The following is a 14483-nucleotide window of genomic DNA, read 5'->3' as shown; positions in this document are numbered from 1 at the left end:
CTTGTCAGTTGCCGGTAGCAGTTTTGATCTTCGGTTCGTCATCAGGCGGGGATTCCGGTTCACTCTTGTCTGCGTCAGCCTTCTGACCGGAGATAGAAAACCGCAGTCGCATCCAGGCACCGCGCTGTCCTGGACGAACACTCGATGCGTCGCCAAGTTCGATGCCTCCACCATGATCCTCGAGCACCTTGCCGACGATCGCGAGGCCGAGGCCAGTGCCCTTCTCGCGAGTCGTGACATAGGGTTCGAGCAAACGCGACCTGTTGACGGTCGGCAGACCGATGCCGTTGTCAATCACGTCGATCAAGATCATGTCGTTCTCGCGCGACGCTGTGACATCAATACGACCTTTGCCGAGTTCTTCTGGCGGCACGGCCTCTATCGCCTCTGTCGCATTCTTGATGATATTGGTGAGCGCCTGCGAGATCAGCCGGCGGTCGAACCGCGCGCGCATCGGCTCTTCCTTGATCTCGGCGGAGATGTCGAGGTCGGGGTGACCGACCCGCATCAGGAACACGGCCTGACGTACAGTGTCGGCGACGTCCTCACCTTCGATCACGGGTTTGGGCATGCGCGCAAAGCGCGAAAATTCGTCGACCATGCGCCTGATGTCATCGACCTGCCGGACGATGGTGTCGGTGCATTGTTCGAAGATCGCCTTGTCGTCGACGATGACCTTGCCGAACTTGCGCTTGATGCGCTCGGCGGAGAGCTGGATCGGTGTCAGCGGATTTTTGATCTCATGCGCGATGCGGCGCGCCACGTCGGCCCAGGCCGAGGTGCGCTGTGCCGAGACGAGTTCGGTGATGTCGTCGAGGGTGATGATGTAGCTGTCGCGCGACTGGCTGGTCTGTTCTGCGCTGACGCGCACCGACAGGTTGCGCTCCTGCCCGTCGCGGGTGATCGTCACCTGCCCCTGCACCAGCCGCTGCGATCCCTCGCGGGCGGTCTGCATCAATTCGTCGAGCTCGGGAATGATCTCGTGCAGCGGATGGCCCAGCGTCTCGGACTCCGAATGTCCGACCAGTTTCTCGGCCGAGCGGTTGAGAATGCCGATCATGTTCGAGCCATCGACGCCGATGATGCCGGCGCTGGCCGATGACAACACGGCCTCGATGAAACGGCGGCGGCTGTCGATGACGTCGCTGGCGCTGACCAGTTCGTCACGCTGGGTGCGCAGCTCCTGCGTCATCTTGTTGAAGGTCTCGCCTAGGTGGGCGAGATCGCCCTCGGACTGGATCACCGGCACCTGAACATGAAGATCACCGGTCGAGACCATGTTCGCTGCGCCCATCAGGCGGCGGATCGGCGCCACCAGCCAGTTGGCGAAATTCAGTCCGATCAGCACGGCGGACATCAGCACCGTCAGTGCGATCACGGTGAACATCAGCGCGAAGGCGACCTGAATGCCGAGCCTGCGCGATTCCAGTTCGGCATATTCGGCTGCGCCAGCCTGGCTCTGGTTCATCTGCGCGACCACGCGCGGATCGAGCTTGCGGGCGACATAGAGGAACATATTGTCGAACGCTCGCAACCGGATCACGGCGGCGACGTAATTTCCCTCGGGGATTACAGCGATGGCCGGCTCGGACGCGCTGACATTGACGAGGAAGTCTGCCGGCGGCGGTGAGAATTCCTGTTTGATGCCGGGCTGGTCGGGTTCGATGACGTTGCGATCCTTGTCGATCAACATGGCGCCCGGCAGATTGCGCGCGGTTGCATTTGCCAGCATCAACGAACGGAACGTACCGCGGTCCTGATAGAAAAGCGGTTGGATGCGCGCGAGATCGTCGGCCATACCGAGGATATCACCGCCAATCAATTGGCCGTGCTCGTGCAGATAGGCGCTGGCAATCACGAGCGAATTGTTGATGACCGCCTTGGTTGGGCCGGAGAACAGCCGATCGAGGCCGCGGTCGAGGGTCACATTGGCGACGATCGAAACGAGTACCGCCGGAAGCACGGCGATCACCGAGAACAGGCTGACGATCTGGACATGCAACCGGGCCGCCGCCCTGCCCCTGCGGCGCGCCTGGACAACCTTCCAGATCTCCCGCGCAATGATCAGGACCAGCAGGAGCACGCTGGCGGCATTGATCAGCAGGAAGGTAACGACGACCTGATGGGTCGGCGCGATCGGCGTGAGGCCATTCAGGACGAGGAAGGTCAGGCATGACGACAGGAGTGCCAAGCCGACGGCCAATGGCACGAACAGCCGCCGCAGGGTCCACCTGCGCGGCTCCGCCATCGACGGTTCATAGGCTGTAGCCGACGTGTCTGCGCTGGTCATTCCGACAATGTGGTGAGCGTGGACGCCGTGCGGCTGCCGGAGACAGCCCGGACCGCACTGATGCAATCATACAACAATGTTGCCCAATTACGACAAATCCACGGCGCAGACCAGCCAACGAAAACGCATACCCTGCGTTTTCGTTTGTTTTTGCGTCTCAAACCCTGGAATTGCTCGATCTCGCTGCCGGGATCAGCCGCCGGTTCGATAGACTTGGATATCGAGATCGCGAATCTTCTTCCGCAGGGTGTTGCGGTTAAGGCCGAGCAGATCCGCAGCGCGGATCTGGTTGCCTCGGGTCGCGGCCAGTGCTGCGGTCAGCAGCGGTACCTCGATCTCGCGGAGAATGCGGTGATAGAGGCCCGGCGGCGGCACGCCGTTCGGAAAGCCGGAGAAGTGCGAGGACAGATAGACCTCGACTGCCCCACCGAGATTATCCACGCCGGTCGGCGCGCTACCACCCGAGGCCACAGCGGGCGGCGCCAGTTCGCCATCGATCACCGAACCGGTGATGACGTCCTGCGGATACAGCGCTGCCAGGCGGCGCGCGAGGTTTTCCAGTTCGCGAACGTTGCCCGGCCAGCGGTGCTGTTTCATGCGCTCGAGCGCCAAGGCGTCGAGCTTCTTCGGCGGCAAACCGTCCTTCTCCGCGAGTGCAAAGAAGTGGCGGATCAGATCGGGCAGATCCTCGATGCGCTCGCGCAGCGGCGGCAGGCGCAGCGGCACGACGTTGAGGCGGAAGAACAGATCCTCGCGGAACAGGCCCTGCTGGATCAGGATACGCAGATCCTTGTTGGAGGCGGCGACGATCCGCACGTCGGTCTTGATCGGCGTGCGGCCGCCAACGGTCGTGTATTCGCCCTGCTGCAGCACGCGCAGCAAACGGGTCTGGGCTTCCATCGGCATGTCGCCGATTTCGTCCAGGAACAGTGTGCCGCCTTCAGCCTGCTCGAAGCGGCCCGTGGCGCGGGCATTGGCGCCGGTGAAGGCGCCGCGCTCGTGGCCGAACAATTCGGACTCGATAAGATCGCGCGGGATCGCCGCCATGTTGACCGCAACGAACGGGCCGTTGCGGCGCTTGCCATAGTCGTGCAGCGCGCGGGCCACCAGTTCCTTGCCGGTGCCGGACTCGCCGGAGATCATCACCGTCAGATCGGTCTGCATCAGGCGGGCGAGGACGCGGTAGATTTCCTGCATCGCCGGCGAACGGCCGACCAGCGGGATCGAGTCGAACTCGCCGTCATCGGCGTGGCTTGCGACACGCTCCTTCGGCTCGGACAGCGCGCGACCGACGATGGCGATCAATTCCTTCAGATCGAACGGCTTCGGCAGATATTCATAGGCACCGCGCTCGGAGGCGCGGATCGCGGTCATGAAGGTGTTCTGCGCGCTCATCACGATAACCGGCAGATTGGGCCGCATCTTCTTGATACGCGGCAGCAGATCGAACGCGTTCTCGTCAGGCATCACCACGTCGGTGATCACAAGGTCGCCCTCGCCCTGGCTGACCCAGCGCCACAACGTGGCTGCGTTCCCGGTCAGGCGAACCTCATATCCGGCGCGCGATAGCGCCTGATTGAGGACGGTGCGGATCGCCGTATCATCGTCCGCAACCAGAATGCTACCTGCAGCCATCGTTAGTCCTCGTCTTACGTCTGTGAGGTGTGCGTCGGTGCCGCGGGGGCATCGGCGCTGCTCGGATCAAGGGTCTTGTCGTCCAATTTCTTGGCGGGGTTGAACATCGGCAACAGCACGCGAAAAGTCGTCTTTCGTGGCTGAGATTCACATTCGATGATCCCACCGTGATCGCCGACAATCTTCGCAACCAATGCAAGACCCAGGCCGCTTCCGGTGGGCTTGGTGGTGACGAAGGGATCGAACAGGTTGGGCAGAAGATCTTCGGGAACGCCAGGGCCGTTGTCCTTGACGCAGAATTCCAGCGGCAGCGAGACGCGCGATTTCTTGCCCGGCACTGACAGGCGGACGCCCGGCCGGAACGCGGTGGTGAGCTGGATCTCGCCATCGGAGCCGAGATCGACGATGGCTTCGGCAGCGTTCTTCACCAGATTCAGGAACACCTGGATGAGCTGGTCCTGATTGGCGAGCACCGGCGGCAGCGAGGGGTCGTAATCCTCGATGAAACGGATGTTGCGGGCGAAGCCAGACTGCGCGAGGCGCTTCACGTGATCGAGGACGGAGTGAATGTTGACCGGGCCACGCGCCACCGGGCGGTCGTCGCCGAACACTTCCATGCGATCGACCAGCGTCACGATGCGATCGGCTTCGTCCATGATCAGGCGTGTCAGCATGCGGTCTTCCGACGATGCCGACTGCTCAAGTAGCTGAGCGGCTCCGCGAATGCCCGACAGCGGATTCTTGATCTCATGCGCCAGCATGGCCGCCAGCGCGATCACCGAACGCGCAGCGCTGCGATGGGTGAGCTGACGGTCCATCTTGTCGGCAATGGTGCGCTCCTGCAGCATCACCACGATATGGCCCGGACGCTCGGTGAGCGGCGCGACATGCAGATCGACCTGGCGGTCGCCGCCGATGCGCGGCGTGCCGAGATCGACCTTGTATTCGTTAACCGGCGAACCGGCGGCGCGAACCTGATCGATCAGCGCCAGCAGCGGACTGCCGAATGGCACCAGTTCTTTCAGAGACTGCCTGCGCAGGAACTGCGTAGAAATCTCGAAAAAGGATTCCGCAGCCATGTTGGCGTCGACAATCTTGCCATCGGGCGCAATCAGGATCACCGGATTAGGTAGCGCGTTGAGAATGGCCTCACTGTCGGTCGGGACAGGGCGACGGTGCTCTGCGGCGTTCATGCGGCAGCACTCCATGCGAAATCATCGAAAGCGTCATTCAGAGACCGCTGCACACCGGAGGAATCTTCGGATGTAAGGATCTTCTGTCGCCAGGTCTTCAGGGTCTCGGTCGGCGCGCAGCTCGTAGCCGCGGCCGCATCGAGCGCCCAGCCGAGATGTTTGCGCGCGTGGCGCAAGCCGATGCGCAGGCCGTAGTGACAGACCACATCGTCGTAGAGGGCGCAGATATAAGCGAGCTGCTGCTGCAGCGACGGCACGGCTTCCGCGATGCCGGTTTCAAGACGTCGGCCGATCTGGCCGGGCAGCCACGGCATACCCTGCGCGCCCCGCCCCATCATCACGGCATCGGCTCCAGACATCTTCAGCGCGCTCACCGCCTTGTCGTAGGAGGTGATGTCACCATTGACGATCACTGGGATGCTCACCGCGTCCTTCACCGGGCGCACGGCGCTCCAGTCGGCTTCGCCCTTGTAGAACTGGCATCGCGTGCGGCCGTGCACGGTGATGAGCTGGACGCCCGCCTGCTCTGCGCGCTGCGCAAGCTCAGGCGCGTTCAGCATGCGATCGTCCCAGCCCAGACGCATTTTGAGAGTCACGGGTACTTTCACGGCAGCGATGGTCGCCTCGATCAGCTTCAATGCGTGGTCGAGGTCGCGCATCAGCGCGGAGCCCGACTGACCACCAGTCACATGCCGCGCCGGGCAGCCCATATTGATATCGATGATGTCGGCGCCGGCGGCTTCGGCCACACGGGCCCCCTCGGCCATCCAGTGGGTCTCACAGCCGGCCAGCTGGACCACATGCGGACCGATCCCGGTCGCTTCGCAGCGCAATATCGACATGGGACGACCATTGACGAGATCGTCGCTGGCGGTCATTTCTGACACGACGAGGCCGGCCCCGAGTTCGGCGGTCAGCCTGCGAAACGGCGCATCGGTGATGCCCGACATCGGCGCCAGAACGACCCGGTTGGCGATCTCGATGCCACCGATTTGTAACGGCTTGCTGTATACTGAGTCCGGGGTGGTCACAGACCTGCTCGTCGTTGTCTCGTCCGCTGCATTGCGGGCATAGGGCGCATAATGCGCACATTTGTTGTGCAGTCAACCGTCATGCCTACACATTAGACAGATGCGCTCATTTTGCAAGTGCAGTGCAGCAATGCACTCTTATGCAGCCACGAGAATGTAATCATACTGTTTTTGCTCGCGGCCGTGCTAAGGGCTGTGCGATCACCGCTTACCCCTTAATCACCTGACCCTGATGACAAAATCACCTAATCCTGCCGGTTTGAAGACAGCCGCCCTTATCGTTGCCGCCGGCCGCGGCCTCCGCGCTGGCGCAGGTGGACCTAAGCAATATCGCATGATCGGAGGCCGCAGCGTTATTTCGCGGGCTATGGAGCCATTTTGCAACCATCCCCAGGTCTTTGCGGTCCAGCCGATCACCAATCCTGACGATATCGCTGTGTTCAACGAGGCGGTCAGCGATTTAAGGTATCATGTTCCTGCCAATGGCGGTGCGACGCGTCAGGCGTCGGTGCATGCCGGGCTCGAAGCACTGGCAGATCACGCGCCGGACATCGTGCTGATTCACGATGCAGCCCGCCCGTTCGTAACCCCTGCTTTGATCGAGCGCGCGATTGCCGCGGCGCAGATCACTGGCGCTGCCGTGCCCGGTGTCGCCGTTACCGATACGATCAAACAGGTCAACGAGGCCGGACACGTGGAAGCGACGCCGGACCGTGCACGCTTGCGCAGCGCGCAAACGCCACAGGCATTTCGTTTTGATGTCATCCTTGAAGCGCATCGTCGTGCTGCAAAGGAAGGCCGCGATGATTTCACCGACGATGCCGCGCTCGCCGAATGGGCGGGATTGACCGTGGCAACCTTTGAAGGCGATCTTGCAAATATGAAGCTCACGACTCCCGAAGATTTCATTCGCGAAGAAGCGCGTCTCGCCGCCTCGCTCGGCGATATCCGCATGGGCACGGGCTATGACGTGCACGCCTTCGGCGACGGCGATCACCTGATGATCTGCGGCGTCCGTGTGCCGCATACGCGCGGCTTCCTTGCTCACTCAGATGGCGACGTCGGCTTGCATGCGCTGGTCGATGCGATCCTGGGCGCGCTGGCTGACGGCGATATCGGTTCGCACTTCCCGCCGAGTGATGACAAATGGAAGGGCGCTGCGTCCGACAAATTCCTGAAATACGCCGTGGACCGCGTCACCGCACGTGGCGGCCGTATCGCCAATCTCGAAGTAACGCTGATCTGCGAACGGCCCAAGATTGGCCCGCTACGCGATGCGATGCGCGCGAAGATCAGCGAGATCTCCGGTGTGACACTGTCACGCGTCGCGGTGAAGGCGACCACCAGCGAACGTCTCGGCTTCACCGGCCGTGAAGAAGGTATCGCCGCGACTGCGGCTGCTACCATTCGCCTTCCCTGGATGGACTGACATGGCAGCGAGCGACGCACGAGCCCTCTCCCGCGCGCTGCTCGATCTCTGCCGCAGCCGCAAGCTGACGATCGCGACCGCTGAGTCCTGCACCGGCGGCCTCGTCGCTGGCGCACTGACCGAAATTCCCGGCTCGTCCGACGTGATCGATCGCGGCTTCGTCACCTATTCCAATGCCGCCAAACACGCGATGCTCGGCGTCAAGACTGCGACGCTCGACAGCTTTGGTGCGGTCAGCAAGGAGACCGCGATCCAGATGGCGGTCGGTGCGCTGGAAGAGGCCGATGTCGATCTCGCGGTCTCGATCACGGGCATCGCAGGCCCCGGCGGTGCCACGCCGGGCAAGCCGGTCGGCCTCGTGCATTTTGCCGTTGCGTCGCGTGACGGCCGCATCGTCAACAAGGAATGCCGCTTCGGCGCCATCGGCCGTAGCGCGGTGCGTCAGCGCTCCGTGCTTGAAGCTCTGCGGATGCTGATGGAATTGGCACGTGGGCCACAGCCGCCGGCCAAGAAGCGCGAAGCTGCGAGTCTGGCGCGCCCGCGCGTGGCGCGTTCGCCGCGACGGACCGCCGTCAAACGACGCAGGCCGACTGCGCCACTAAAAAAGCCGACGACTAAGAAGTAGACGGAACGCTCGAGACGCGCGGGCTGCGATAAACTTCGTCCGCGCGCTTCTCGAAGGCTACGGCAAAGCGCTGGAATGCCGCGTCGAACATCGTGCCCATCAGCATCGCCAGCATGCGGCTCTTGAACTCGTAGGCAATGAAGAAGCCGACGTCGCATTCCCCGTCATCTGCCTTCGGCTCGAAGGTCCAGCGGTTTTCGAGATTGCTGAACGGACCGCGCAGATATTCGACCATGATCTTCAGATTCGGCCGATCCAGCGTCACGCGGCTGGTGAAGGATTCCTGAACCAGCTTGAACGACACGGTCATGTCGGCAACGATGACCTCGGTGCCATTCTCATGCGGCGTGCGCTGGCGAATCTTCAGCGACTTGCACAACGGCACGAATTCCGGATAGCGCTCGACATCGGCAACCAGATCGAACATCTGGGAGGCGCTGTGGCGCACGCGACGCTTGTTGGCAAATCTCGGCATTGTCGCGTTCTCAGCGCGCGAGAGCGGCGCGCGCAGCCTGCAGCTTGGCGAAATCCTCGCCGGCATGATGCGACGAGCGCGTCAGCGGGCTCGCCGACACCATCAGGAAGCCCTTGGTGTAGGCGACCTTCTCATAGCCTGCGAATTCATCCGGCGTGACATAGCGCGACACCACGTGATGCTTGCGCGTCGGCTGCAGATACTGGCCGATCGTGAGGAAGTCGATATCGGCGGAACGCATGTCGTCCATCACCTGCAGCACCTCGTGGCGCTCCTCGCCGAGGCCAACCATGATGCCGGACTTGGTGAAGATGGTCGGGTCGAGTTCCTTGACCTTCTGCAGCAGGCGCAGCGAATGGAAATAACGCGCGCCCGGTCGCACCGTCAGATAGCGCGACGGCACGGTTTCGAGATTGTGATTGAACACATCGGGCTTCGCCGCGACGACGACTTCGAGGGCGCCCGGCTTGCGCAGAAAGTCAGGCGTCAGGATTTCGATGGTGGTCGTGGGACATGCCGCGCGGATCGCACGAATCGTCTGCGCAAAATGTTCGGCGCCGCCATCGGCGAGATCGTCGCGGTCCACCGAGGTGATGACCACATGATGCAGTCCGAGCTTGCGGACAGCTTCGGCGACATGCTCGGGCTCCATGCCGTCGAGCGCGTTGGGCATGCCCGTCTTGACGTTGCAGAACGCACAGGCGCGGGTGCACGTGTCACCCATGATCATGAAGGTGGCGTGCTTCTTCTGCCAGCACTCGCCGATATTCGGGCAGCCGGCTTCCTCGCACACGGTAACAAGGCCGTTTTCCTTGACGATCTTGCGGGTGTCGCCATAGCCACGGCTGGTCGGCGCACGGACCCGGATCCAGTCCGGCTTCGGCGGCGAGAACGAATCCGGCCGATTCACTTTTTCAGGGTGACGCGGGCGGAGCGGTGTGGTGGAAACGGTATCGAGGACGACGACCATGAACTGTCCGTTCTGAGTGAAGCCTTAGGTAATCCGCCGGGCCCTGTCCTGCAACCCGCCCTCGCCTTGCCCGGCCCTGCATCGTAACATAGCAGGCAGAATGGCTCCAAAACCTCACCAAATCCCCCAAAGGCTCGGCAAGGCACTCAAACGCAGCTTTTTCGCGCGGAGCGTGCACGATGTGGCCCCCGAACTGATCGGTGCGACGCTCTTGGTGGACGGCATCGGTGGCGAGATCGTCGAGGTCGAGGCCTATCATCACACCGAGCCCGCGGCCCACTCCTTCAACGGGCAGACGCCGCGCAACCAGATCATGTTCGGGCCGCCCGGCTTTGCCTATGTCTATCGCTCCTACGGCATCCACTGGTGCGTAAACTTCGTATGCGAGGCCGAGGATTCGGCCAGCGCGGTGCTGATCCGGGCACTGCAACCGACCTTCGGGATTGGCGAGATGCAGCTGCGACGCGGGCTGCAGGATGAGCGTATGCTGTGCTCCGGACCTGGCAAGGTCTGCCAGGCGCTGGGCATCAGTATCGCGCATAACGGGCTGGCTTTGGACAAGCCGCCGATTGCGATTCACGCAAGGACGGAAGTGCCCGACATTGTCGCAGGCATCCGCATCGGCATCACCAAGGCCGTGGAATTGCCGTGGCGATACGGGGTGAGAGGCTCGCGTTATCTCAGCAAGCCGTTTGCGAGGTAATTATAGCGCCGTCATGCCCGGCTTGTCCCGGGTATCCACGCCTTGGCCACTACTAGCACGGAAGACGTGGATGGCCGGGACAAGCCCGGCCATGACGAACATTGAGACTTGTGGCAGTCGCGGAATTGCGGCGCATCACACCGCGTTCTTGAGCCGCTCCAGTGCTTCCAGCGTCTTGGCCTTGCGGGCCTCGGCTGCCTCGCGCTTTTCGCGTTCTTCCTCGACGATCTCTTCCGCGGCGTTGGCGACGAATTTCTCGTTGGAGAGCTTGGCGTCGGCGCGCTTGATGTCGGCTTCGGCTTTCACGAGCTCCTTGTCGAGACGGGTCTTCTCGGCGCCGAGATCGATCACGCCCTTCAACGGCAGCGCTGCCACCTCGCCGCGGATCAGGAGCTGCACGGCGCCCTGCGGCGCGACCTCGGCGAAGGATATGTCGCCGAGACGCGCGAGGCGCTTGACGACATCGCTCCAGCGCTGGGCACGGGCTTGAGTTTCGGCAGAAGCGCCGGCCAGCACCAGTGGCGTCAATGTTGCCGGCACGATGTTCATCTCGGCACGCACCGAACGAACCTCCGTCACCAGATCGATGACCCAGCCGATTTCGGCTTCGGCGGCGTCATCCTTGAAGTCGGCGACTGGTTCGGGATCGCCCATCAGGATCGGTGCGACGATCGGATCGCTCGCGGCGGTTGCGATGATCAGCGCTTCCTGCTCGCGCGTCAGGCCGCTCGCCTTGCGTGACCACGGTGCGAGCGCCAGCAGACCGTCGCGCGGCGCCGTCACGGCCCAGAGTTCTTCCGTGATGAACGGCATGAACGGATGCAGCAGTTTCAGGATTTCGTCGCGGGCCCAGGCGACCATCGCGCGGGTTTCGGTCTTGGCCGGACCGTCCTCGCCCATCATGAATGGCTTGGCGAGTTCGAGATACCAGTCGCAATACACATTCCAGACGAAGCGATAGGCCGCGCCCGCCGCATCGTTGAAACGATAGGCTTCGATGGCTTCGGTGACTTCGCGCGTTGCCTTCACGGTCTCATGCGCGATCCAGCGGTTGAGCACTTCCTTGGCCTTGGTCGGATCGAAGCCCGCCGGCAACACGCACTCGTTCATCTCGGCGAAACGGCAGGCATTCCAGAGCTTGGTCGCGAAGTTGCGATAGCCCTCGACGCGCTGGGTCGCGAGCTTGATGTCGCGGCCCTGTGCGGCCATCGCAGCCAGCGTAAAGCGTAGCGCGTCGGCGCCGTACTGGTCGATCAGGTTCAGGGGATCGATGACGTTGCCCTTCGACTTCGACATCTTGGCGCCCTTCTCGTCGCGGACGAGGGCGTGGATGTAGACGGTCGGGAACGGCACGTCCTTCTTGAAGTGCATGCCCATCATCATCATCCGGGCGACCCAGAAGAAGATGATGTCGAAGCCGGTCACCAGCACATTGGTGGGATAGTAGCGATCCACATCGACCGAGCTCTGCGGCCAGCCCAGCGTCGAGAACGGCCACAGCGCCGACGAGAACCAGGTGTCGAGCACGTCTTCATCGCGCGTGATGAAGCCCTCGCGCTTCGCCGGATCGAGCGCCATATCGTGGCCCTGCTCTTCCGTGATCACTTCCTGCTCGACATAATAGCCGAGTGCGTTGCCGACTGCTTCTTCCTCGGTCTCGGCGACGAACACCTTGCCGTCCGGACCGTACCAGGCCGGGATCTGATGGCCCCACCACAGCTGGCGCGAGATGCACCATGGCTGGATGTTCTCCATCCACTCGTAATAGGTCTTTTCCCAGTTCTTCGGCACGAACTCGGTCGCGCCGGTGCGCACGGCGGCGATCGCCGGCTGCGCCATGGTCTTGGCGTCGACATACCACTGGTCGGTCAGATAGGGCTCGATGACGACGCCGGAGCGGTCGCCATGCGGCACCATATGCGTGTTGGGCTCGATCTTCTCGAGGAAGCCGAAATCTTCCAGCCGCTGCACGATGGTCTTGCGCGCCTTGAAGCGCTCGATGCCGTGAAGTTCTTCGACGAGCTCCGACGCCGCTTCCGGCAGGCCGCGGAGATAGTCCTCGTTGTCGGCGAGTGCGAGCTTGCCTTCGATATCGAGGATGCTGATGCGTGCAAGGCCGTGGCGGTTGCCGACTTCGAAGTCGTTGAAGTCATGCGCCGGCGTGATCTTCACCGCGCCAGAACCCTTCTCCGGGTCGGAATATTCGTCGGCGACGATCGGGATCAGACGGCCGACCAGCGGCAGAACCACGTTCTTGCCGATCAGATGGGTGTAGCGTTCGTCATCCGGATTCACGGCGACGCCGCTGTCGCCGAGCATCGTCTCGGGACGCGTGGTCGCAACGGTGATGAACGAGGTCGGATCTTCCGGATCGAAGCTCTTGCCTTCGAGCGGATAGCGCAGATGCCAGAGGTTACCCTTGACCTCGACCTGCTGGACTTCGAGATCGGAAATCGCGGTCAGCAGCTTCGGATCCCAGTTCACAAGGCGCTTGTCCTTGTAGATCAGGCCCTCGCGGTGCAGCTGCACGAACACCTTGATGACGGCCTCGGACAGGCCCTCGTCCATCGTGAAGCGCTCGCGCGACCAGTCGCAGGAGGCGCCGAGGCGCTTCAACTGATTGACGATGACGCCGCCGCTCTCGGCCTTCCACTTCCAGACGCGTTCGAGAAATGCCTCGCGGCCCATGTCGCGACGACCGGGCTCCTGGCGCTCCATCAACTGGCGCTCGACCACCATCTGGGTCGCGATGCCCGCATGGTCGGTGCCGGGCTGCCACAGCACGTCGCGGCCGCGCATGCGCTCGAAACGACAGAGCACGTCCTGCAAAGTGTTGTTGAGGGCGTGGCCCATATGCAGCGAACCGGTGACGTTCGGCGGCGGGATCACGATCGTATAGGGCTCAGCATCCACCCGGTCCGCGCGGCCCGCCTTGAACGCGCCTTCGGCTTCCCAGGCAGCGGCGATGCGGGTCTCGATATCGGCGGGCTGATAGGTCTTTTCGATCATGACAATTCAATCAAATCAGGGGTTTTTGGCCACGGTTTTGAGGCCTGGGGCGAACGCAGGAAGCCGATGGCGCTAGAAACCCGCCAGCGCGGCTCAAGTCAACATATAGGGCTGTTTAGCCATCCCGGAGGGCCAAACGAAGGCCCCGAAAGGCCGTCGTTGCTTGTCTCGCGGGCCTAGCGGCCGCCGCCGCGTGAGACGCGCTCGATCTCAGCCTTGACGATGCGCTCGACGAGGCCCGGCAGGTTGTCGTCCAGCCAGGACTTCAGCATCGGACGCAGCATCTCCTTGACGAGATCCTCAAGGGTCCGCGCGTTGTTGCTCAGGACCGTATTTGCCAGCGCATTGAAGGCCGACTCCACGGACGACACGGTGCTGTGTGACAGAATCTGCTGCTGCGGTGCGACCGGGGGCGGATCATAGGACGGCGGGTCGAAGCGCGGTGCGGGTCGTTGGCTACTGGCGGCGACAGCTTCGGCGAATTCGAGGTCGTCATCCGGCTCGACATGCTGGAATGCGGGTTCCGGCTCGGGGTCGGCGACCACCATCTCGTCGGTCAGTTCGAACACATCACCGTCGGGCTGCGCCGGGCGCACCTCTTCCTCGGTGGTCGCGGCTTCCAGACTGGCCAACATCGCGTCGATGTCGTCCTGGCTGTTGGAGGCAGCAGGCTCCGGCGGCGGTGGCGCGGGCTTCGGGGCTGGCGGCGGTGCTTTGGCGGCAGCAGCCTGCGCGGCAGGAATCGCCGACGGCGGGATGTCTGTCATCGCAGCAGGCTTGGCTGCAGGAGCCGGCTTGGGCGGCGGCGGAGGAGCAACTTCGGCGACGGCCGGCTTCGCTTCGTCGTCGGCGATGATACGTCGGATCGACGCCAGAATCTCCTCCATCGAGGGCTCCTGGACCTTTGCAGGTTGCGTCATGTCCGACTCCGCATCATCAACGCTCTCGTCAATATTTTACACCAGACGAGGCTGAATTTGCGGGTTGTCGTTTTGACGACCGTTCGATTCAGCGCGCAAGCCTGACTTGTCCCCAAGATCAAGCGACGCCTGACCACCAACTGTCGCGCGGGAAATGCCCAAGGAACTAGGAGAGGCATTCCGAATCGCTAAGCCAGCAATGC

Annotated in this window: 11 protein-coding genes; 3 read left to right on the top strand and 8 right to left on the bottom strand. The window is 62.7% G+C overall.

All coding sequences use genetic code 11. From position 1 onward, the window contains the following. Positions 1 to 4: 4 nt before the first annotated feature. From BLW80_RS14905 to dusB, 4 genes are all read right to left on the bottom strand, one after another. Positions 5 to 2290: a sensor histidine kinase NtrY-like gene (locus BLW80_RS14905; RefSeq protein WP_093758559.1), complete on the bottom strand. Its 2286-nt coding sequence runs from the start codon at positions 2288 to 2290 to the stop codon at positions 5 to 7. Between the two features lie 192 nt (positions 2291 to 2482). Beyond that, positions 2483 to 3925: a nitrogen regulation protein NR(I) gene (gene ntrC, locus BLW80_RS14900; protein WP_068731842.1), complete on the bottom strand. Its 1443-nt coding sequence runs from the start codon at positions 3923 to 3925 to the stop codon at positions 2483 to 2485. A gap of 14 nt (positions 3926 to 3939) precedes the next feature. Then, positions 3940 to 5118, bottom strand: coding sequence for a two-component system sensor histidine kinase NtrB (locus tag BLW80_RS14895; RefSeq protein ID WP_231080673.1), 1179 nt, complete (start codon positions 5116 to 5118; stop codon positions 3940 to 3942). Beyond that, a complete protein-coding gene (gene dusB, locus BLW80_RS14890; protein WP_283805495.1) occupies positions 5115 to 6149 on the bottom strand; it encodes a tRNA dihydrouridine synthase DusB in 1035 nt (344 codons plus the stop codon). Before dusB ends, BLW80_RS14895 begins: the two co-directional genes overlap by 4 nt. A 232-nt stretch (positions 6150 to 6381) precedes the next feature. Here dusB and BLW80_RS14885 point away from each other — a divergent pair, with 232 nt between their 5' ends. Beyond that, positions 6382 to 7578, top strand: coding sequence for a bifunctional 2-C-methyl-D-erythritol 4-phosphate cytidylyltransferase/2-C-methyl-D-erythritol 2,4-cyclodiphosphate synthase (locus tag BLW80_RS14885; RefSeq protein ID WP_093758558.1), 1197 nt, complete (start codon positions 6382 to 6384; stop codon positions 7576 to 7578). A 1-nt stretch (position 7579) separates the two neighbouring features. Beyond that, positions 7580 to 8203: a CinA family protein gene (locus BLW80_RS14880; RefSeq protein WP_093758557.1), complete on the top strand. Its 624-nt coding sequence runs from the start codon at positions 7580 to 7582 to the stop codon at positions 8201 to 8203. Here BLW80_RS14880 and BLW80_RS14875 read toward each other — a convergent pair. Continuing rightward, entirely contained in the window at positions 8193 to 8678 is a 486-nt protein-coding gene (locus BLW80_RS14875; RefSeq protein ID WP_093759100.1) for a type II toxin-antitoxin system RatA family toxin, read from the bottom strand. The genes BLW80_RS14880 and BLW80_RS14875 overlap by 11 nt on opposite strands. 10 nt (positions 8679 to 8688) lie before the next feature. Beyond that, positions 8689 to 9648, bottom strand: coding sequence for a lipoyl synthase (gene lipA / locus BLW80_RS14870; protein ID WP_093758556.1), 960 nt, complete (start codon positions 9646 to 9648; stop codon positions 8689 to 8691). Positions 9649 to 9748: 100 nt separating this feature from the next. Here lipA and BLW80_RS14865 point away from each other — a divergent pair, with 100 nt between their 5' ends. Further along, complete coding sequence (locus tag BLW80_RS14865; protein WP_093758555.1) at positions 9749 to 10351, top strand: DNA-3-methyladenine glycosylase; 603 nt, start codon at positions 9749 to 9751, stop codon at positions 10349 to 10351. A 135-nt stretch (positions 10352 to 10486) separates the two neighbouring features. On the opposite strand, the gene BLW80_RS14860 is transcribed toward BLW80_RS14865, so the two are convergent. Continuing rightward, a complete protein-coding gene (locus tag BLW80_RS14860) occupies positions 10487 to 13360 on the bottom strand; it encodes a valine--tRNA ligase (RefSeq protein ID WP_093758554.1) in 2874 nt (957 codons plus the stop codon). Between the two features lie 176 nt (positions 13361 to 13536). Next, positions 13537 to 14280: a PopZ family protein gene (locus BLW80_RS14855; protein WP_089264298.1), complete on the bottom strand. Its 744-nt coding sequence runs from the start codon at positions 14278 to 14280 to the stop codon at positions 13537 to 13539. Positions 14281 to 14483 lie beyond the last annotated feature (203 nt).

The organism is Tardiphaga sp. OK245 (assembly GCF_900108575.1).
Classification (GTDB): Bacteria; Pseudomonadota; Alphaproteobacteria; order Rhizobiales; family Xanthobacteraceae; genus Tardiphaga; species Tardiphaga robiniae.
This window is presented reverse-complemented; position numbering and strand designations above follow the sequence as displayed.